This window comes from Chondromyces crocatus (assembly GCF_001189295.1).
In the GTDB taxonomy this organism is placed as follows: Bacteria; Myxococcota_A; Polyangia; order Polyangiales; family Polyangiaceae; genus Chondromyces; species Chondromyces crocatus.
In genome coordinates this window covers 10,879,915-10,901,341 of record NZ_CP012159.1, presented here as the reverse complement: position 1 = coordinate 10,901,341, position 21,427 = coordinate 10,879,915, and the positions used below count along the sequence as shown (strand labels likewise).

The 21,427-nt window shown below is 69.0% G+C and carries 14 protein-coding genes; all 14 read right to left on the bottom strand.

The window, feature by feature from the left end; all coding sequences use genetic code 11:
* Window positions 1-80: 80 nt before the first annotated feature.
* On the bottom strand, window positions 81-878 hold the full coding sequence (locus CMC5_RS39680) for a lysophospholipid acyltransferase family protein (protein WP_050435280.1): 798 nt from the start codon (window positions 876-878) through the stop codon (window positions 81-83).
* A gap of 23 nt (window positions 879-901) precedes the next feature.
* Window positions 902-1,891: a hypothetical protein gene (locus CMC5_RS45515; protein ID WP_156339221.1), complete on the bottom strand. Its 990-nt coding sequence runs from the start codon at window positions 1,889-1,891 to the stop codon at window positions 902-904.
* 128 nt (window positions 1,892-2,019) lie between these two features.
* Entirely contained in the window at window positions 2,020-3,465 is a 1,446-nt protein-coding gene (gene gatB, locus CMC5_RS39665; protein WP_050436396.1) for an Asp-tRNA(Asn)/Glu-tRNA(Gln) amidotransferase subunit GatB, read from the bottom strand.
* A gap of 135 nt (window positions 3,466-3,600) precedes the next feature.
* Window positions 3,601-4,275: a NuoI/complex I 23 kDa subunit family protein gene (locus tag CMC5_RS39660; RefSeq protein WP_050435277.1), complete on the bottom strand. Its 675-nt coding sequence runs from the start codon at window positions 4,273-4,275 to the stop codon at window positions 3,601-3,603.
* A gap of 9 nt (window positions 4,276-4,284) precedes the next feature.
* Complete coding sequence (locus CMC5_RS39655) at window positions 4,285-6,051, bottom strand: complex I subunit 1/NuoH family protein (RefSeq protein WP_050435276.1); 1,767 nt, start codon at window positions 6,049-6,051, stop codon at window positions 4,285-4,287.
* Window positions 6,048-7,724: an NADH-quinone oxidoreductase subunit G gene (locus CMC5_RS39650; protein WP_050435275.1), complete on the bottom strand. Its 1,677-nt coding sequence runs from the start codon at window positions 7,722-7,724 to the stop codon at window positions 6,048-6,050. The genes CMC5_RS39655 and CMC5_RS39650 overlap by 4 nt, the downstream gene beginning before the upstream one ends.
* 21 nt (window positions 7,725-7,745) lie before the next feature.
* A complete protein-coding gene (locus CMC5_RS39645; protein WP_050435274.1) occupies window positions 7,746-8,960 on the bottom strand; it encodes an NADH-quinone oxidoreductase subunit D in 1,215 nt (404 codons plus the stop codon).
* A gap of 3 nt (window positions 8,961-8,963) precedes the next feature.
* Complete coding sequence (locus CMC5_RS39640) at window positions 8,964-9,572, bottom strand: NADH-quinone oxidoreductase subunit C (protein ID WP_050435273.1); 609 nt, start codon at window positions 9,570-9,572, stop codon at window positions 8,964-8,966.
* 4 nt (window positions 9,573-9,576) lie between these two features.
* On the bottom strand, window positions 9,577-10,155 hold the full coding sequence (locus CMC5_RS39635; protein ID WP_050435272.1) for an NADH-quinone oxidoreductase subunit B: 579 nt from the start codon (window positions 10,153-10,155) through the stop codon (window positions 9,577-9,579).
* A complete protein-coding gene (locus tag CMC5_RS39630) occupies window positions 10,143-10,499 on the bottom strand; it encodes an NADH-quinone oxidoreductase subunit A (protein ID WP_050435271.1) in 357 nt (118 codons plus the stop codon). Before CMC5_RS39630 ends, CMC5_RS39635 begins: the two co-directional genes overlap by 13 nt.
* A 151-nt stretch (window positions 10,500-10,650) precedes the next feature.
* Window positions 10,651-11,772, bottom strand: a complete 1,122-nt coding sequence (locus CMC5_RS39625; RefSeq protein WP_050435270.1) for a tetratricopeptide repeat protein — start codon at window positions 11,770-11,772, stop codon at window positions 10,651-10,653.
* A gap of 224 nt (window positions 11,773-11,996) precedes the next feature.
* Window positions 11,997-14,294, bottom strand: coding sequence for an AAA family ATPase (locus CMC5_RS39620; RefSeq protein WP_245678131.1), 2,298 nt, complete (start codon window positions 14,292-14,294; stop codon window positions 11,997-11,999).
* Window positions 14,291-17,815, bottom strand: a complete 3,525-nt coding sequence (locus CMC5_RS39615) for an AAA family ATPase (RefSeq protein WP_050435268.1) — start codon at window positions 17,813-17,815, stop codon at window positions 14,291-14,293. The genes CMC5_RS39620 and CMC5_RS39615 overlap by 4 nt, the downstream gene beginning before the upstream one ends.
* Window positions 17,816-17,817: 2 nt before the next feature.
* Window positions 17,818-21,381 carry an AAA family ATPase gene (locus tag CMC5_RS39610; RefSeq protein WP_169796799.1) on the bottom strand — a complete coding sequence of 1,188 codons (3,564 nt, stop codon included), beginning with the start codon at window positions 21,379-21,381 and terminating at the stop codon, window positions 17,818-17,820.
* Between the last annotated feature and the right edge of the window lie 46 nt (window positions 21,382-21,427).

Below are 21,427 nucleotides of genomic sequence, written 5' to 3'. Positions count from 1 at the left end.
CGTCCCTTCGGTGGCCATGGCAATTCGACGAGACTCCGGATGCTAACGGTGGACCCGAAGGGATGCTAGCGCGGGAGGCGTCAAACGCCCTCCAAAGCGGCGCGAGCTCGGTGTACCAGGGCCTGCACGCGCTCGTGTGCCGCAAGGCGGAGCCCGTCCGCGTCGGTGCTCGGGGGAATGGGCTCCCCGACCTCGATGGCCACGGGCGTCTTTTGCGCCCGGCTGACCCGCTTCATGTGATCGACGAAGCTTTCGTCCATGTAGGCGGCATCCGATCCGCCGTAGGCGATCCCTACCGGAACCACCTCGGCTTCCGCGCGCCGCGCAGCGTTGAAGGCGCCCTGACGGAAGGCCCGCACCTCGTCGCCGGCGAACGTCGTCCCTTCAGGGTACACCATCACCGCGCGCCCACCCTCCAGCGCGGTGGTCATCGCGTTGACCGAAGCGGCACCGCTGCTCCTGCTGCCGCGATCGACGAAGAGCACCCCGGCCCGACGGGCTGCGACGCCGATCACCGGCCAGCGTGCCAGATCGGCCCGGCTGAGGATGGTGCACTCGAAGTGGGCGAGGGTGACCAGAACGTCGAGCCCGGAGCGATGGTTCATCACGAACAACCGCCCGCGTCCCCGCGCGTCGGTCCCGGGATATTGAGCGCCAGCGCCGACGTGCTCGCCGCCCGCCCGTACATCGACGCCGAAGAGCTGGACCAGGGCTTGCCCGTACCTGTGCATCCACTTGTGGAGGAGCTGCTCGCGCTCGCCTGAGGGAGAGCGCGCGCAATCCAGCTCGAGCAGGCCATAATGGGTGAAGGTGAGGCCCGCGAAACCCACGGTTCGGAGCGGAAAGCGGAGTTCGTCGACGAGGCGAGAGAGGGGCATCGCGGCGCGCTAGGGGCGACAGGCTACTGGGCCAGCCGATCCTTGTAGAAGAGCTGGAGGGACAGGAAGCCACCGAGGGCACCCATGAGCCCGTAGACGATGGCGGAAATCGGGAGCGAGATGAAGATCATGAGGCCGCCACTCGCCATGGCGCCGGCGAGGTCCGGTATGTCCCTGCTCAGCCCGCCGAGCATGGCGAGGCTGGTGGCGCCGAAGACCAGCGAGACCAGGTAGCCCAGCAGCGACGACACCGCTCCAGAGACCGCGCCGGTCATGCCACCACAGAGGGCGGCGTCGGCTGGCGTGATGCGCTCGTGAGGGCGCTCCTTGAAGTACAGATAAAGAGCGAGTGCTGCGGCCGCGAGCGTGGGGAGACAGAAGCAGCAGACGAGAAACCCGCCGACGAATGGCGTGGCCGAGAGCACGCCACCTGCCACACCACCCATCAGCGCAGGCTTCATGAAACGGCCAGCGCCCTCGCCCGATCCCGACGGCGTACCGCCGTAAGGAGGAGGCGGCGGTGCCCCGTAACCTCCACCCGGAGGACCGTAACCTCCACCCGGAGGACTGAAACCCCCGCCCGGAGGACCGAAGGCGCCGCCGGGTGGCGGCTGTCCGTAACCACCTCCAGGAGGAGGTTGTCCCGGGACGGGGGCCCACGCTCCGCCCGGTGGTTGACCGTGCGCCTGCCCGTGTCCGGCTGGCGCGTGGCCTGGTACGGGAGCCCAGGCGCCTGGCGGTGGCTGCTCGGCGCCAGGTCCGTAACCTGCTCCGGGCGCGCCGCCGGGAGGCTGACCGTATCCAGCACCAGGCGGCGGCCCGTAGCTCCCGCCTTGGGGCGGGCCGTAGGCACCACCCGGAGCCGGTTGACCCGGGGGCGAACCGTAGGCGCCACCTCCTGCCTGATCCGGTGGCTGGCCTCCTCCTCCAGGCGTGCCCCCCGGCGGCTGCCCATAGCCACCCCCCGGCGGCTGACCCCAGCCTCCGCCACCGCCGAAGCCACCCTGGCTCATGTTCGCTCCCTCAGTTGAAGAGTCATCCGTGCTTCACGGCCCTGGTTCCCATGCGTGCGGAACCAGGGGTGCGCGCTCCCGTAAGGTATTTCAGGGCAGGCGGGGTGCAAAGCCCTCGATGCAGCGTGTCACGTCGGACTCCCGAGGAGCCGCAGGAGCACCTCGTTGACCACGGCAGGACTCGCACTACCGCCCGTTCGCTTCATCATCTGGCCCACGAAGTACCCGAGCAGCGCGGTCTTCCCGCTCCTGTACGCCTCGACCTGCTTGGGGTTCGCAGCGAGGAGTTCCCGCGCCATGCCTTCGAGGGCCACCGCGTCGTCGAGCACCGCCATGCCTCGCTCGCGCACGATGTCCGCGGGATCTTGCCCGGACCCGGCCATCGCCGTGAACACCTCCTTGGCTTGCTTGCCGCTGATGGTCCCCTCGTCCACCAGCCGGAGGAGGCTCGCCACTTGAGCCGGCGTCACCGGAAAGGTCGCCGAGAGCCCGGTGGTGCGCGCATCGCGGAGGACCTCGCTCTGCACGAAATTGGCGACCTTCACCGGATCGCCGTGAAGGAGGGCTGCCTCCTCGAAGAAGCCGGCGATGCGTGGGTGTGCCGTCATCACGCCTGCCGCGTAGGCCGACAGACCCATGCCCTCGACGAAGCGGCGGCGCTTCGGGCTCGGCAGCTCGGGCAAAGCCGCGCGCACGGCGTCGATGAACACCTCATCGAGATCGAGAGGCGGCAAGTCCGGGTCGGGGAAGTAGCGGTAGTCGGCGACGTCTTCCTTGTCGCGCAAGAGGAACGTCTCGCGTCGCTCCGGGTTGTAGCCGCGCGTTTGCTGGTGGACCCGCCCTCCACCTTCGACCAGCGTGATCTGCCTCCGGATCTCCACCTCGATCGCATCGGCGACGAACTTGAAGGAGTTGATGTTCTTCAGCTCCACCCGCGTACCCAGCCGCTCTTCGCCGATCTTGCGCACCGAGACGTTTGCATCGCAGCGAAAGCTGCCTTGCTCCAGGTTGCCGTCGTTGACCCCGATGAACATCAAGATGTCACGGAGCCGCCGCATGTACTCCGCCGCCTCTGCCGGCGACCGGAGATCCGGCTCACCCACGATCTCGATGAGCGGCGTGCCCGCGCGGTTCAGGTCGACGATGGACGCGTTCCCCTGTCCGTGCATGTTCTTGCCAGCGTCCTCCTCCATGTGGACGCGGAGGATGCGTCCGCGCTTGGGCTCCCCCTCCACGTCGAACTCGAGGAACCCGGAGAGCGCGAGCGGCAGCTCGTACTGGCTGAGCTGGTAGCCCTTCGGCAGGTCCGGATAGAAGTAGTTCTTCCGGGCGAAGACGCTGTGCTGCTGGATGGTGCAGCCCAGGGCCAGCGACGCCGCCACTGCCATGCGCACGGCCTCGCCATTGAGCACGGGCAGCGCCCCGGGGAGGCCCAGGCAGACAGGACACGTGTGCGTGTTCGGCGGATCGCCGAAGCTCGCCGTGCAGCCGCAGAACGCCTTCGTGCGGGTGAGGAGCTGGGCATGGACCTCGAGGCCGATCACGGCCTCATACGCGCCGAAGTTCGTGGCCATGGTCTGGCCTTCATAGCAGAAGGAGCACAAAAGAGCGCCGGGACCTCGCGGAGGATCCAGGGGCTCGACCGACTTTCGGTGACGCCCCCGGGGCTTCCGTGATGCCCCGGCGTGTAGCTCGGACGTGATCTGCGCTCAGTGAGACATGTGCTCGCGCGTCACGCCCGGGTGGGTCAGGTCACCGGGCTCGTGACGGGGGTTCGCGGACTCCCGCGAGCCATCACGACCGGTGAAGCTCATCAACAGCTCGCGCTTGTAGATGAACTGCTCCCGCGAGTCGTACGCCGTCGCGTGCATCCCGGTGTCCATGCGGATGGCGTCGCAGGGGCACGCCTCCACACAGAACCCGCAGAAGATGCAGCGGAGCTCGTCGATGACGAACGACGTGGGGTAACGCTCGTAGCCACGGCGCGCATCTCCCTCGGGGTACTCGCCAGCCACGATGTGGATGCACTGCGCCGGGCACGCCGTCGAGCAGCACAGGCACGCCACGCAACGGGGCGAGTCGTCCTGCCGCAAGGTGAGCCGGTGCAGCCCGCGGAAGCGATCCGGATAGGGGCGCTTCACCTCGGGGTAATTGATGGTCGTGACGCCCTCGGAGAGGCTCTCCAGCACCGGGTCGGGCGTCTGTCCGAGCATCGTCTCCTTCGTGTTCTTGAAGAAGTGCTTCATCGTGAGCGACATCCCCTTCAGGAACGCGGGGATGTACGACTGCACGTCAGCAGTGCGCGACGGGCGCGGAATCGCCTTGCCCTTGATGGGCTCGCCGCGGGGCTTCGTCCAGGGATTGGGGGCGGGTGCCTTGGCCATGGTCTTCTCTTACGTCTGCTGAGGCGACGGTTTGGAGCCTCCCGCTGCGGCCGCGAAGCGCGCTGCGGAAGACGCGAGGAACTGCTCTCTCTTCACGGGCTCGAGGAGACCTGCGACGAGGGCGACGACTGCGGCGAGCCCGCCGACGGCGAGGAGGGCCTGGGTCACCTGACCCACGACCTTCAGCCCACCCTGGAAGCCCACCGGCGCCGAGTCGATGGCGATCACCACGATGCCGGTGACCATCATGTTGGCGATCGCGAGCGGCAGGAGCTTCGTCCAGCCGAGGCGCATGATCTGGTCGTACCGGAAGCGCGGCAGCGTCCACCGGAAGAAGATCTGCACCCAGCTCACGACGATGGTCTTCCCGAAGAAGGTGAGCACCTGGATGATCGTGACCGACAGGTGCGTCATCTTGTACTGGAACAGCGTGGTGTCCCCGAAGGCCACCGTGATGCCGTCGCGGTACAGGAAGGGGAGCGAGTAGCCACCGAGGAACAGCGTCGTCAGCAGCGCGCTCGACACGAGCAGCTCGACGTACTCGCCGGCCATGAACATGCCCCACTTCATCCCCGAGTACTCGAGGAAGTAGCCGGCCACGATCTCGCTCTCACCCTCGGGCGCGTCGAACGGGACGCGCTTCAGCTCCGCGTTGAGCGCGGCGAGGAACAGGAAGAATGCGAGCGGCTGGATGAAGATCCCCCAGGCGTTCTCGCGCTGCCACTCGACCATCGGGCCGAGCTGGAGGCTGCCGTAGATCATGAACAGCCCGACGAGGCTGAGCCCCATCGCGACCTCGTAGCTCACCATCTGGCTCGAAGCGCGGAGGCCACCGAGCAGCGAGAACTTGTTGTCGCTCGCCCATCCTGCGATCGCCGCGCCGACCACGCTCGTGCCCGCCATGGCGAACAGGTAGAGGATGCCGACGTTCAGGTCGGCCACCTGCAGGTTCACCACGTGGCCCGCGCACTGGAAGCCCTGGTCGACGCTGCGCTGGAGAAGGCCCAGGTCGGCGAAGCCGAACTCGCCGTCGCCGTTGTCCCCGAAGCAGAGCTTGTCGCCGAAGGGGATGATGGCGAACGTGATGAACGCGGGGAAGATCGCCAGGATCGGCGCCAGCGCGTGCAGCAGCTTGTCCGCGTTGGTGGGAACGAAGTCTTCCTTGAAGATCAGCTTCAGGGCGTCGGCTGCCGGGTGAAGGGTGCCGGCGAGGCGAACCCCCACCTTCCCATCCGGTACGCGCGACGCGCCGTAGAACCCGATGACGAGGAGCAGCGCGGCCAGCACGCCGAGCGTGACGCGCGCCGAGAGCGGTGCCGACTCACGCGGAATGAGCCGGGCGAGGAAGAGGCCGGCGAGGTGCGCGGCCACGCCCCCGTAGAAGATGTTCCGCGGCTCCGCGCTCGCGACCAGCTCCTCGAAGCGGTTGATGGCGCCGCTCCCGTGGACGGTCTTCCACAGAATGAGCAGGCTGAACCAGCCCGCCAGCACGGCGAGCTGGATGGCGATGATCGTCCCCTCGTACGCCGCGCGCGGCGTGAGGGTCATCGTCGCCGTGAAGCCAGCGATGGCGGCGAAGAGGAGCGGCGGCCCGACGACGATGCCGCGGGCGGCCATCGAGGGGATGAAGAATACCGCGCGGTTCGGGCCGGGGCGGCCCTGCACCATCGCGCTCTGCCGGCGGTCCGCCCAGATGGCGATGGGTGCCAACCCGAGCAAGAACGCGATCATGACGATGATCTTGATGAGCGCCAGGACGATCTCTACGCCGGTCATACCGCTGCCCCAGACTCTTCGGTGGTGGTGGCGGGCGCCGGGACGTCATGCGACGGCGCCGTCGAGCCGGCCCAGGTCCCTGCGGGCATGGCGCGACGCACCTCGGTGAGCGTCTTCCATCCCGTCGCATAGCCCAGCTTGCGACCCAGCTCGGCGATGAGCGCCCACGCCGGCCGAGCGTCTCCGCGCGGCATGAGGGCGCGCTCGCTGCGCTGCACGAGGCCCTTCTTGTTGATGTACGACCCTTCCGCCTCGGCCCACACCGTCGCCGGCAGCGCGACGTGTGCCGCTTTCGCGAGCGGCCCGTCGTGGGAGGCGATGGTGACCATCCCCTTGAGGCGAGAGAGGGTCTTCTGCGCGTTGGCGGCATCCACCTCGAGATCGGTGCCCAGCGCGATGACGTACGAGTACTTGCCGGCCGCGATGCCCTCGAGGAGCTGCGCGATCGGCCGAGGCGGGTTCGACGGGCCCGTGCTCGTCTCGGCGGCGGCCTCGAAGATCTTCATCACCCCGCGCGTGTTCGGGTTCTTGTCCGCGCTCATCAGGAGGTGGTCCTCCTTGCCGAGAGGACGCCCCGAGACGAAGAAGTCGACCGCGCCGATGTAGGTGCGACCCAGCAGGAAGAGCGCGTAGTTGTCTTCCGTCGAGTGCTGCGCCGAGAGCACGATGGCCACCCGGGCGGGGCTCTCCTTCACGCCGGCGAGCTGCTCCTGCGCCGCAGCGAGGGCATCCGGCAGCGAAGCGTCGTCGCCGCCGACCAGCGAGGTGAGCATCCTCCCCTCGAGGGCCCGCTTGTACGAGAGCATGCCGTTGTCACACATCCAGTAGGTGTTGACGGCCATGTTCTCGCGCGGCCGGTGACGGTACGGCGTGTTGTTGCGCGGATCGTAGTCGAGGAAGGCGTTGCAGCCCGTCGAGCACCCCTGGCACACCGTGCGCGCGCTCCGGAGGAACCACACGCGCGCCTTGAACCGGAAGTCGATCGACGTCAGCGCGCCGACGGGGCACACGTGCTCCGTCATCAGCGTGTAGTCGTGGTCGAGCTGCCGCCCTGGCGAGACGATGATCTCGTTCAGGTTGCCGCGCTCGCGCACGTCGAGCACCGGATCCTTCGCCACCTCGTCGGAGAACCGCACGCAGCGCGTGCAGATGATGCAGCGCTCCGCGTCGTAGACGATGGTCGGTCCGAAGACGACGGCCTTGGGCTTGTGCACCACCTCCTGGCGCATCCGCTTGCCGGTGCGCTGATGCTCCAGCCAGTAATCCTGGAGCCGGCACTCACCTGCCTGATCGCAGATCGGACAGTCGACGGGGTGGTTCAGGAGCAGCAGCTCCTGCACCGCCGACCGCGCCTCGGTCACGTGGTTGCTCGACTCGCTGAGCACCTCCATCCCGGGGGCGCACGCCATCTGGCACGCCGGCTGGAGCTTGGGCTTGCGGTCGGGGACGTAGTCCTGCTTCTCGGCGTCCCAGCGCAGGATGTCGAGCTGCATCGCCGGACGCCCTGGCGGCGGCGGGACCTCCACGAGGCACATGCGGCAGTTCGCCGCGACGGAAAGTCCCGGGTGCCAGCAGTAGTGTGGAATGTCGATGCCAGCCCGGTGGGCTGCCCGGATCACGGTGTCCCCGGGCTCGAAAGGAATCTCTCTACCGTCGATCTTGATGGTCGCCATCGGAACCTTCGACTCCGTGACCTAGTGGTCGCACTCCCCGCCGATCATGTTCAACGAGCCGAACGTCGGAACGATGTCGGGGATCATCAGCCCAGTCACCAGTTGCTCCAGCCCCTGGGTCACCGCGAAGCAGGGCGGCCGGATGCGCATCCGGTACGGCGTGCCGCTGCCGTCGGAGACCATGTAGAAGCCGAGCTCGCCGTTGCCACCCTCGGTGTACGAGTAGCACTCGCCCGCGGGCACCTTGATGCCCTCCATCACGATCTTGAAGTGCTGGATGGTCGCCTCGATGGTCGTGTAGACCTCACCCTTCGGTGGAAGGATGATCCGCGGATCCTCCACGTTGATCGGCCCCTCGTCCGGCATCTGCTGCAGCACCTGATCGATGATGCGGTACGACTGCCGGATCTCCTCGAGGCGGCACATGAACCGATCGTAGTTGTCGCCCGTGGTGCCCACCGGGATGTCGAAGTCCAGGCGGTCGTAGACCAGGTAAGGGTGCGAGCGGCGGACGTCGTAAGCAGCGCCGGTGGAGCGGAGCGTGGGGCCCGTCCACCCGAGCGCGAGCGCGTCTTCCTTGCTGATGATGCCGACCCCCTCGAGCCGGTCGAGGAAGATGCGGTTCTTCAGCACGAGCTTCTCGGAGTCGTTGATGTACTGCATCACCCGGGCGAGGCCGGCGCGCACCATCCCCTTGAAGTCGGGCGTGGGGGGCGCTGCCATCCCGCCGACGCGGCCGAAGCTGTGCGTCACGCGCGCCCCGGTCTCTTCCTCGAAGATGTCCCAGATGACCTCGCGTGCGCGGGCCAGGTAGAGGAACGGCGTGAACGCGCCGAGCTCCATGCACATGGCGCCGTTGCAGATCATGTGATCGCAGATGCGCGCCAGCTCGCCGAGCGCGACGCGGTAGTACTGGCATCGCTCCGGCACCGTCACGCCCATCATCTTCTCGACGGCGAGCGCGAAGCCGACGTTGTTCAGCATCGGCGAGACGTAGTTGCAGCGGTCGACGTACGGGAACACCTGCGTCCAGGTGCCGCGCTCGCACATCTTCTCGAAGCCACGGTGCAGGTAGCCGATCTGCACGTCGGCCTTGTTGATCACCTCACCCGACAGCTCGACGACGATCCGGACGGTGCCGTGCATCGCGGGATGCGACGGCCCCATGTTCAGCAGCATCGGCTCGCTCGGAAGTTCGAGCTCGCCCTCACTGATATCGAGATCCAGCGGTTCCATGGGCTAGGCCTCCGGGGGCAGGGGCGCTTCTTCGTTCGCGTATCCGGCGTGCTGATCGTGCGTCTGGCGACCGAAGCTCATGCCTTCGTCAGGACCGAAGGGAGCCATCTTGCCAGGCACGTCGCGGAACGGGACGAGCGGTTGGTACTTCTGGGCGGGGTAGTCCTTCCGGAGCGGGTATCCCTCGAACTCCGGGTACATCAGGATGCGGCGCAGATCCGGGTGGTTGACGAAGTTGACGCCGAACATGTCGAACGTCTCGCGCTCGAACCAGTTCGCGCCCTTCCACACCGGCACCAGCGAGGCGATGTCGGCACCGGACCCGTCTTCTTCACCGACGCGCGCCTTGATGCGGATGCGGTGACCGTGCTGGAGCGACCGGAGGTGACAGACCACCTCGAAGCGCGGGACCATGCCCTGCCACAGGTAGTCGACCGCCGTGAGGTCGGTGAACATGTCCATGTCGATGCGCGGGTCCTCCCGGAGGAACTTCGCGACATCGAGCCATGCGGCCGGATCGACCACCGCCGTGTCGTCGCCGAACTGCGAGTGGGTCTCCAGGATGGCGCCGGGGAACCGGGCCTGGAGCAGGTCGAGGATCTGCTTGCTCATGCGCTCAGCCTCCTCCCTTCCGCTGGAGCTGGAGCAGCTCCTCGCCATGCTTCGCGGGATCGAAGCGCGGCTTGACCACGGCGGGCGTGCGGTCACCGCGCGCGATCTTGTCCTGGAGGAGCATCAGCCCGTCGAGGACCGCCTCGGGACGCGGCGGGCAGCCCGGCACGTACACATCGCAAGGGATGACTTTGTCGATCCCCGGGACGGTCGTGTAGTTGTCGTAGAAGCCGCCGCAGGACGCGCACGTGCCGAAGGCGAGCACGTACTTCGGGTCCGTCATCTGCTCGTAGATGCGGCGCAGCGCGGGCGCCTGGCGCTGGCTGATCGTGCCCACCACCCAGAGCAGGTCCGCCTGTCGCGGCGAGAAGCGGGGCGCCTCGGCGCCGAACCGCGCCATGTCGAAGCGCGGGCTCGCCATGGCCATGAACTCCATCCCGCAGCAGGCCGTGACGAACGGGTACTGGAACAGCGAGTACTTCTTCGCCCAGCCGAGCAGCGCGTCGAGCCTGGTCGTGGCGAACCCCGTCTCGGAGCCTTCGAGGACCCGGACGCTGGTCGTGGTGTTTTTCACTTCTCCCATTCGAGGGCTCCCTTCTTCCACACGTACAGCAGGCCGACGACGAGCAACGCGATGAACGAGCCCATGGTCGCCAGCCCGACCCAGCCGAGCGACCGGAACTGAAGCGTCCACGGATAGATGAGCACGGCCTCCAGGTCGAACACCACGAACAGGATCGCGGTCAGGTAGAACTTGACGCTCGGCTTGACGAATCGCCCGCCGGTCGACTCGCTGCCGCACTCGTAGGGGATCATCTTCTCCGGCGTCGGGTTCTTCGGCCCGATGAACGAAGAAAGCCCGAACATCGCGAGGGCGATGATTGCGGCGACGAGGAAGAGCAGCAGGAGCGGGATGTAGGTGGCCATCGGGTACCTAGGTCGCTTCGCCCCCGGACAAAGGCTTCATCTCGGTCGGATGTTCGGCTGGGCTTCGGGCGGCAAAAAATCCAGCGTATTCCGGTGAATGGGGCCGGGATCTAGCTGGCACCCCGGGGGGTGTCAATGATGCCGCGACCGTTCAGGGACGGCTGGAGGCCAGGATGAGCCCCCGCCAGGCTGTGAGTGCCGGCCCGAGGGTGGCCTCGATCTCCTGGATCTCGGTGCGCAGCTCCGCGTCTCCGACCCCGGCCGTCCGGGCTTCCCGGATGCACGCGAGCGCCGCCAGGTATTTTTTGCGCGCGACGAAGGCCTTGGCGAGGAGGGGCCAGATCGTCTTGGGGGGTGAGCCGAGGTTGGCGGCGCGCCGGAGCGGTCCCAGCGCCTCGCCCGGTCGACCATCCTCCAGCATCGCTTCCCCCAGCCGGCGGAAGATGTCGGCGGCGGCCACCCCATCCTGCGCGTACTGGACGGCCAGGCGCATCACCTCTTCCCCTTGCTGCTCCTCGCCCAGCTTGACGCAGGACGTCCCGAGCATGCCCAGGCCCTTGGCGATGAGACCTCGCGCCTCTGGCGTGAGCATCTGCCCCTCGGGCGTGCGCAGGAAGATGGCGAGCGGCGCAGGCCAGGAGCCGAGGATCTGGATGACCTTTCCCCACTCGCCGCGCTGGGCGGCGACCTCGGCGTCGGCCACCTTGGTGAGGTCGATGGCGGACTTCTGCCGGTCGGAGGCTCGGTCCAGCTCCTCGCGGACGTGCGCGCGGATGCGGGCCCGATAGTCGTTCAGCTCGTAGGTCTCCTCCATGCCGTCACGCAGGAGCAGGAGACGCGAGGTGCGACCCTCGACCATCAGCTTGCGCAGGCTGTAGCCGTAGAGCGGCGCGAGCAGCAGGTAGCGGACGCCGATGTGGAGCTGGAGTCCCTCCAGATCGGTGTCGCGCTCCGGCGCCGGGGGCATCGCTTCCTCGGTGAGGAGCGCCGCGACGAGGCGGTGACGGAAGTCCACCAGCGTGAGCCGCTGGACGTCGCCCACGTCTTCCTCCTCGCCCGGTGGCGCGATGACGAAGTCGACGAGGGTGTTGTCTGGGTTTCTGCGATCCACCGTGAGCGCGGTGATGCGAGCCCCGGTGATCATCGAGAACGCGAAGAAGGCCTCGCCCACGATGTCACAGAGAGCATGGAAGCTTCCGATGCCCTCACCGATACGCTCGAACCAACCATCGGTGCGGACGGCATCGAGGGAAAAAACACGCTCTTTGGCCATGCCGATCGACCTGATCAACGTACGAAGTGCGCCCGGTTTGCCGGAACTGGCGACGGGCTGCTGGGGGCGAGGGTCGCACGGGTTGAGTTTGCTCTCAACCCTTCGAGAACGAAGGACAACACAATGCCGCGGCGCGGCAAGGGCTTTCGAGATGGCCTTTCGAGACGGGGTTTCGGGGCGGTATGTGGCGTGAGCGCTCCCGGCCGCGGTCTGCGTGAGCAATCCTACCCGACCCGGAGCCGACCCTCCTCGACCCGGATCACGACGTCGCGCTCTCGGTACGTGGGGTCGGCGGCCATCGTGGCGGCGATGGGGGTGATCACCTGCTCTTCGAGGACCCGCTTGAGAGGCCGTGCTCCTCGGCGGGCGTCGAACCCCAGGTCGGCGAGGAGCGCGCGGGCCTCGGCGGTCGCTTGCAGCCGGAGACCTCGCCGCAGGAGACCGGTCCGACCGCGCACCCGGGTGAGTTCGAGGTCGACGATGCGCAACAAGCTCTCCCGCGTCAGCCCCGAGAACGGGACGACGTGATCGATCCGGTTGAAGAACTCGGGCCGGAAGTGCTCCCGTACGGCGGCGGGGATGGCGTGGCGGCCTCCTCCCGGAGCGCGTGGGTTCCCCTCGCCGAAGCCCACCGCGGCGCGATCGGAGATCCCGAGGTTCGAGGTCATGACGATCACGGTCATCCGGAAGTCGACGAGGCGGCCCTCGTCGTCGGTCAGCCGCCCCTCGCCGAGGATGCCGAGCAGCAGGTCGAAGACCTCGGCGTGTGCCTTCTCCAGCTCGTCGAACAGGACCAAGCTGAGGGGCTCCTGTCGCACCCGCTGCGCCAGGCTGACCACGCCCGGCCCGGTCGCGAGGAGCCGCATCGACGCGCCGGGTAGCATGAACTCGCTCATGTCGAGCCGGATCATCCTCTCTTCGTCGCCGAAGAGGGTGCGGGCGAGCTGCTTGGCCAGCTCGGTCTTGCCCACCCCGGTCGGACCGACGAAGAGCAGCGTGCCGGCGGGGCGTTCCGGGTCGTTCATCCCGGCCTTGAAGCGGGACAGCACCCGGGCCGCGACCGCGCAGGCCGCGTCTTGTCCGATCACCCGCTCCTGGAGCTGCTGCGAGAGCGCTGTGGCGCTGGCGGGGATGTCGTCGGCGATCAGCTCCAGCGGCAAGCCGGAATAACGGGCGTATGCGGTCGACACTTCCCGCGGGTAGAGCTTGCGCGGCGCTCCGCCGGCCACCGACGCCCCCTCCTGCGAGAGCCAGTCGAGAAAGCGGAGCGCCTTGCCCGGGAAGAGCACATCGCGCCGGAACATGGAGAGGTGCTGCACGAGCCGCTTCTTGCCGGCCGGGTGCAGGCGCACGTGGAGGTCACGCTTCTCCTCGTACTCCTCGAGCAGCGCGGGCACGGCCGCGTGCGCGAGTTCGCGCAGCCGCACGACCTGGAAGCAAGACACCAGCGTCGCCGCGCGTCGCTGGCACAGTTCCAGCTCCTCCTCGGTGCACTCCGCCAGGAGGCTGATCTCCTCGGAGCGCAGGGCGGGGAGGAACAGGTCGGCGAGGGACGCGCCGTCCGGTTGCGGGCGGAGCAGGGGCAAGAGGTTGCCCACGTGCAGGTAGTCGCCCTCGTGCGACAGCTCGTCGACCAGCGCGAGGCACCGCTCCTGCCACATCCCGATGTACTTCATCCCGGCGAGGATGCGATCGGCGGACGTGCTGTAGATGCGCGGAGGCCGCGGGCGGTCCGGCTCGCGACGCCACGCGGCGAGCCGCTGGGCCAGCCGGTACACCCACGTCGTCTTCCCCACGCCGGCGCCGCCGACGAGCAAGATGGACGTCGGCGTCGTGCGGTCGATGAGCGGCAGCGCTGCCTCCAGCTCCGGCGACTCCCCGACCACGGGGGGAAGCTTGCGCAGCGTGGCGCGCTCCACCAGCTCCTCGCTGATGGCCTGGAGCGTCCGCCCGTGCTCGGGAGCGTCTTTCGCGGCCGCGCGTCTCCGGTTCTGCGCCTGGGCCAGCCGGGGCGACCAGGCGCGGACATACTCCTCCCCTTCCATCCGGAAGTCGTACAGCGACTGCTGCGACTCACCGATCAGCGCGCTGGTGACGCGGTGCCGCAGCACCTCGGGCGCGCTCGCGAGATCCTCGACGATGAACCACCAGTTGAACCGGGGCAGCATCACCCGGAAGCCGCCCTCGCGCAGCTTGCTCCACAGGTAAGTGAGCCGCAGCGGAATCCGGCGCTTGCCGATGACCGTGCGCTTGTCGACCGTCGTCTCCGGATGCACCTCGACGGTGATCGTCCGGGTCTCGAACGCATCGTCCCAGAGGTAGCGCTCCAGGTCGTCCTCCTCCGTCACCGTCAGCGTGAGCAGCTCCGCCTCGATCTGCGCGAGCACATCCTCCTCGGAGATCCCGTAGGCCGCGGGCGCAGGACGATCGAAGAGCCAGTCCCAGGTGCGCAGCAGGATGCCCGTGAAGCGGCCATCGGCGTGCGTCGTGAAGTAGACCCGGAGCGAGCGCTTGGCGTTCACGACGACACCTCCTCCCGTGTCCGACGCAGGAGCCACAGCGGCTCCAGCCCTTGCTCGATGGAGCGCACCTCCATCCTGTCCGCGTGCCCCATGACGTAGTCCTCCACCTCGAACGTCGCGTTCCTCCCGGGCCGCTCTGGCGGATCGAAGCGGAAGGTGCGCACCACTGGCCCGAGGGCGCTGGGGCTCTCCACCAGCTCCCCTCCGCGCCGCGTCGCCTCGTCGAACGCCGCCTTCCGGGCGAGGTGATCCGCCAGCACCGAGCGCGGCGTCACGCCAGGGGACGCGGGCAAGACGCGCACCCGCACCAGCTCCGGCCCTCGCCCCAGCGACGTCCACACGTGCGTCCCGCTCTCCAGCTCGAAAAAGTCGAGCACGCACAGACCCACCACACCCAGCACCAGCACCTCGGCGTCCCCGCCCAGCACCTCGGCGAGCCCCGCGACCCCGCCGCCACGGCTCACCCGCTGCCCCTCCTGGAGCGCAGCCCACCCCTCCACCTCCCCTCGGGCATCGGCATACGCCCGGGCCAGCGCTTCGAGCAGACCCCCACGCCGCCCCTCCGAGAAGCGCGGTCGATCGTCCATCGTCCCTGCGCGCAGCAGCTCGATCACCACCGCGTGCTGCCCTGGCGCGTCCACCTTGCGCAGCACCTGCTGGAGCGCGAACCCCTCGGCGAGCTGCTCCAGGATCTCCGTGCGGGTGGGCGCGCGCTCCAGCCGGCCGAGCAGACTTCGACGCACGATACGCATCTGGCGCATGCGTGTTCCCGTATGGTCGTCGAAGTGCACCTGCTGACCGAAGCGTCGTGCCTCCAGCAGCATGTGCTCCGCCTCGGCATCCCCTTCGATGCGCTTGCGGTAGTGCTCCACCTCGGCACCGAACGCCGCCACCTCGGCGCGCATCGCGTCGAAGTTGAACACCGCCTCGGCGTGCGTCACCACCTCGCTCGTGCGCTCGTCCTCGACGTCACCTGCCCCGAGCCCCTGCCGGTGTGCCTCCAGGTGGTGCTGGATGCGCGCCGAGAGCTGCGCCAGCGCCTCGCTCTCCGAAAGCTCCATCATCCGGACCGACAGCGCACCCAGCTCGCGCGCGAGCGTCGCCGGGGGCGCGTGGAGCAGCGGCTCGATCGCCCAGCGGGCGCGCGCCGGAGGCGCCTCCTCCAGCACCTCCCGATCCAGCGCGAACTCCTCGCCTTGCACCCGGACCCGCAGGAGCTGCATCGCCGCTTGCGACGCCCCGCTGATCGCATCGGACAGCAAGCTCCCGATCTGGTCCTCGATGGCCCGCTTCACCGAGCGCGCCCCATCCTCCGCGGAGAACGCCACCTCGGACAGCTTCTCCGCCACGCCCGCCGCCACGCTCACGAAGAGGTTGCGCTCGGCGAGCCCGCGCCGCCGGAGCAGCTTCCCCAGCTCCTTCCGCGTCACGGCCGTCGCCACCTCCGGGGTGAGGGGATGGAAGGGCACCACCCGATCGATCCGGTTGAACAGCTCCGGCGCGAAGAACGCCCGCACGGCCGCGGCGATGTCCTTCATGCGCTCCTCCCCGGCTACCTGACTGCGCACCCCGGCGCCCACCTCCCCGAAGCCGAGCGCGCCTCGGCTGCGCGCACCCAGGTTCGACGTCATCACCACGACCGCGTGGTTGAAGCGCGCCGTCCGCCCTGCGGCGTCGGTCAGCCGCCCGTCCTCGAAGAGCTGGAGGAGCAGCGCATGCACCGACCGGTGTGCCTTTTCGATCTCGTCGAGCAGGATCAACGAGAACGGCTGCTCTTGCACCCGACGTGTCAGAAGCCCGTCCGGCTGCCAGCGATCCCCGATCAAGCGCGCTGCTGCGTCCGGGCCGCTCAGCTCGCTCATGTCGAAGCGGAGCAAGCGCGACGGGCTCCCGTAGAGCAGCTCGGCCAGACACTTCGCCAGCTCGGTCTTCCCGGTCCCCGTCGGTCCGGTGAAGAGGAACACCCCGTACGGACGACGCGGGTCGGTCATCCCCGCCTTCACCCGCGCCACCAGATCGGCGGCGACGCGCACGGCCTCGGGCTGACCGATCACCTGCGCCGTGAGCTGTGCCTCCACCGCGCCGGGATCGAGGCTCGTCTCCTCTTGCAGGAGCACCTCGGGGACGCCCGTCTTCGCGGAGAGCATCTTCAGCACCTCCGGCGCTCCCAGCAGTCGCAGGTCGGTCTTCTCGTCGACGCGCCCGGGCGCCTTGCCCAGATCGCGGAGCAGATCCAGCGCCTTGCCCGGAAGAGCCCGCGACGTGAGCAGAGACCCACCGACGTCGAGGATCGTCCGCAGCGCGTGGGGCCCGAACGAGACCGGAAGCCGCCGCTCCAGCGCCCGTGCCTCCCGCAGCATGAGCCGGAGCGACTCGGCGCGCGTGGCCTCGGGGAGATGGATCTGGGTGAAGAGCGCCGCGAACGAAGGCGCCTCTTGCTCCAGCATGCGCAGCTCCTCCGGTGTGCACTCCCCGACCAGCGTGAGCTGCCGTCGCCCGAGCGGACCGCGGAAGAACTCGGCCAGCGAGCGCGCACTTTGCCGCGACTGACCGAGCCGCGGGAAATGGTGCACGTCGTCGACCACCAGCACGAGGTCCCGCCCCTCTGCATCTTCGAGCAGCTCGATGCACTGCTCCTCCCACTCCCCCAGCCGACTCATCCCGGAGATGAGCCGACGCCCGCTGAGCTGCCACACGCTGCGCACGCGATCGAGGTTGCGGTGGGTGAAAAATCCATCTGCCTCCAGGACATCGAGCACGGCGCGGTGGATCGAGGTCGACTTGCCACAGCCGGGCGGTCCGACCACGAGCACGGACTGCGAGCGCGCCGGGCCGAGGAGGTGAGCGAGCTGATCCCGGTGCGGGTTGCGCGGCACCCCCCCGTCGAGATCACCCGATGCCGCCCGGGTCATCAGGTTCACGCCGAGCTTCGGGAGCACCTTCAGCGCGCGCCGCTTGCGTTTCGACCTGCTCAGCTCCTCGACGGCGTCGCCTTGCTTGCGCGGAAGGTCCGAGAGCACGGACCGTGGCGAGCACGAGAAGCCGATCACCTTGATCCGCTCGGTCCCGCGGCTCTGGAGCTGCTCCAGCGCGACCGCGTCGAGGTCCGCCCACGCCTGCTGGAACAGCGCCCGCACCTGCCCGGCGAGCGGCGCGTCCTCGTCGATGGGGATCGCCTCGTTCTGGCGCTCCGGGTGGTACGCCAGGGTGATCTTCTCCTCCTCGGTGGCCCACCGGGGTTCCAGGATCACCGGGAACACCCCGCTCACCTTGTGCCGCTCGGCGCCGATCACCATCTCCAGCCGCACCCGCTCGATCCGGAGACCACGCGCCATCTCGATCCGGGCGAGCGCCACGGCGGGCGTCTTCTCGAACGTCTCCTGGAGCGACTCGACGAGCTTGCGAAGCACGCGATGCGCGGTGCCGCCCTCGCGCGTGAGGGTGAGCGGCCCGAGGCCCAGCGTCACCGTCTGGTAGGTCCGTGGCGTGCGGCGCTCGAACAAAGGGATCGTGAAATGCATGGCTAGCCGTCCTCTGCGGCGTCGGACGCCTCGGAGAGCTCTGGCAGCAAGTAAACGTCGTCGCGATCGAGCCCACTCCCGGGCTGCTCCAGCAAGAGCAGGTGCTCCAGCGCCACCTCTTCGAGCTGATCCCAGCGCAGCCCGGGCTCGACGGGGATGCGCGCTCGTCGCCCCGCGATGTGCAGCGCCACGGTGCCGTGATCGTGCTCGCGCACGGCGCCGCCCTTCCGGCGCCCCGACGCCGTGCCCGCGGGGGGCGGCGCGAGGGTCGGGTGGGACCACTGCGCCTCGGTGATGGCGGTCTCGAACGCCACGACGTGCACGTACACGTGTGCCCGGTCCTCCTCGTCCCCCACGACGCCGCGGTCCTTCGCTTCTCCGGTGAGCACGATCCGGTGCAGCCCGGCCTCCAGCGCGAGCATCGCGCCCACGTAGGCTCCTCGGCAGCGGAGCAGAACATTGCGGAACGACCGCTTCGGCGCCTCGAGCGCGCGCAGCGCGTCGGGGATGGAACGCGGCGGACCCCAGCGGCGACCTTCCGGCCAGGGACCGTCCCGAGGGCCTGCCTTGTCGCCGTCGAGGTGAATCTCGGCGACCCAGCCCCGTGCGGTCATCGCCCGCAGCAGCGGATCCAGCCAGAGCCCGAACATCCCCGGGTCCAGCTCCTCCACGATCAGGGTGATCGCGTTCCGCTGGGGCAGCAGCGCGGTCAGCGCGTGCGGCAGCACCTTCCGGAAGGCCGCCTGTCCCTCCCGCGAGGTGTGGACCATCGGGCCGAGGGGCGTGCCCTCGAAGAGCGCGATCATCGCCGCCTCTTCCGCGCGAAAGACCTCTTCCTGTCGCAGCGTGAGTTCCTCCCACAACGTCTGCAGCCGGTGGTGCTCCGCCTGCAGCTCGGCCACCTCCTCCTGACGGCTGCGGGCGCGTGCCTTGCTTTGATCGGCACTCCGACGCTTGCGTCCGCGCTCCTGGTCGCGCCCCATCGTGTTGAGCTGGGTCAGGAGGAAATCCATCTGATCCTTCAGCTCGACGATGGGATCCAGCTCCATCCACGCCTCCACCTCGCGGCGTGCCTGACTCACGGCGTCGTAGCCGAACGCCTGCTGCGCGCGCCTCACGCGGCTCCGCTTGCGCGCCACCACCAGCAGCCCCCCGGCGCCAGCGCGCGCCACCACATGCCCCGTCTCCCCGTCGCTTCCAGCCGACCCGTGCTGGACGCCCACTTCCTCCGTCTGGAGTGCTCCTTCGCTCTCCGCCTCTTCCCCGGCCTCCGTCACCTGCACCAGCAGATCCCGCGCCCCGGCGCCGAGGCCCGACAGCACCCGCGCCACGGGCGCCACGAGCTGCTCCTCCAGGTGCCGCCGCAGCGCGCGCGCGCCGTACGTCTCGGAGAACCCGTCACTCGCCAGCCGACGCAGCGCGCGTGCACTCAACGTGAGCCCCACCCCTGCCTCGACCAGCCCCCGCCGCGACGCGATGCGCTCGATGAGCACCCGCGCCACCTCCACGACCTCCGCCTGGCTCAGCGGCCGGAACGCGACGATCCGATCGATCCGGTTCACCATCTCCGGCCGGAACGCCGCCTCCACGGCCCGCGTGTAGTGATCCCCGAAGCTCGCCTCGCCTCCGAGGAACCCCGACCGCGTCCGCCGCTCCGCGGATCCCAGGTTCGACGTCATGATCAGGATCGCGTTGTGGAAGTACGCCGTCTGCCCGCGCGCGTCCGACAGGCGCCCCTCCCCGCAGACCTGGAGCAACAGATCGAAGACCGCCGGGTGGGCCTTCTCGATCTCGTCGAGCAGGATCACGCAGAACGGCTGCTCCCGCACCCGCCGCGTGAGCAGCCCGGCGTCGCGATCCGTCCCCCGGATCAACCGATCGGCGGCATCGGGTGTCATGAACTCGCTCATGTCGAAGCGCGCCATCCGCTCCGCCGACCCGAAGAGCAGCTCGGCCAGCGCCCGAGCCAGCTCCGTTTTCCCGACGCCCGTCGGCCCCACGAAGAGAAAGGTCGCCAGCGGCTTGCCGGCGGGCTGTAGCCCCGCCTTCACCACCGCGATCGTCTCCGCGAGCGCGCGCACCGCCTGCTCCTGACCGATCACCGTGCGGCCGAGGCGCGAGACCAGCTCCTCGACCCGCAGGGGCAGATCCTCGCGCAGCAGGAACTCCGGCACCCCCGTGCGCATGGAGAAGGTCTCGTAGAGCTGCTCCTTCCCGAGCGTGATCGCCGTCCCTCCGTGACCTTGCTCCTTCTCGCGCAGCGCGCGCATGTCCTCGTAGAGCCGCACGGCCTTGCCCGGGAAGGCGGCGTACGGGAGATAGCGCTCGCACAGATCGACGAGCGCCGGGATCGCCTCCGTCGCGAGGTGAGGCCGGAGCGGCTCGGCCCGCGTGTCGTGCTGGACGCGCCGCGAGAGCACCTCTCGCGTGAGCGCTGGCGAGAGCGCCGGAACCGGGATCCGGCTGAGCGCCGCGAAGAACGCCCAGTGCCGCGACTCCAGCGCGTCGACCCGATCCTCGCGGACCTCGCACACGAGGCGCACCTTGCTCCCGTCGACGAACGGCCGGAGCGCTCCCCCGAGATCCACGGCGCCCTCCTCGTCGTGTGCCGAGAGCAGGTCTTCGAGCTGATCGATGTAGAGCACCGCGTCCAGCTCCTGCGCGGCCGCCATCACCGCGAACACCCGCTCTTGCCACTCTCCGAACCCACTCATTCCCGCCACGAGCTGCGCGCCGCTCGTCGCGAACACGGGCCGGTCCGAGCCGTGCGCGTACGCGCGCATGAGCGCCCCTTTGCCCGACCCCTCCGGCCCCACGAGCAGCACCCCCAGACGCTCCTTGCCCGAGAGCAGCGCCGTGAGCCGCGACTGCTCCGCGTCCCGCCCCACCAGCGGCGGCGGCCCGAAGCGCCCCTCCACCTGGAACCGCGTCGACGCCCCTTCGAGCACCTCGATGGCCTTCCGGCGCCGCGCCTCGCGGGCGATGGCCTCCATCCGTGACGCCCCCCTGCCGGTCTGCGCCTTGTGCTCCAGCGGGACCTGGATCACGTCCAGCGCTGCATCGCTGGTCGGCAGGAGGCCCCGGAGCACCCAGGCCGACAGCTCTTGCGACGCCAGAAGTCGCCGCACCTCGTGGCGCACCACCTCCTCGAACTCCTCGCCGCGCTGCACGTAGAACGTGTGCCCCACCGCGGGGACCATCACCCACGCATCCCCGTCCTTGGCCGGGATCACCACGCACACGAACGCGACCAGCGGATCACGCTTCGCTCGGCGCGACAGCGCCTCGATGGGGAGGCTCACCTCCACCGAGACGAGCCGCGTCGCCTCCGGCAAGGACAGGCGAGAGAGCAGCTCTGGCCGCGCGCGGTGCAGGTAGGCGCGGAGGAACAGCTCCTGGTCCATCCTCACCTCCTCTTCCGCGCCGATGCTCATGAAGTTCGCCGCAGCGGCCGGCGCCATGAGCCACGCGCCATCGAAGCGCTCCTGCGAGAGCACGTGGACCCGAGCGACCCGACCCTCGTGCTCCTGGGGGTGATCCGAGGCGCCGGAAGGATCCGGGCTCACAGGTGCAGCATCGTCGTCGCTCGGGCCAGTCATGGGGGCGCGAGAA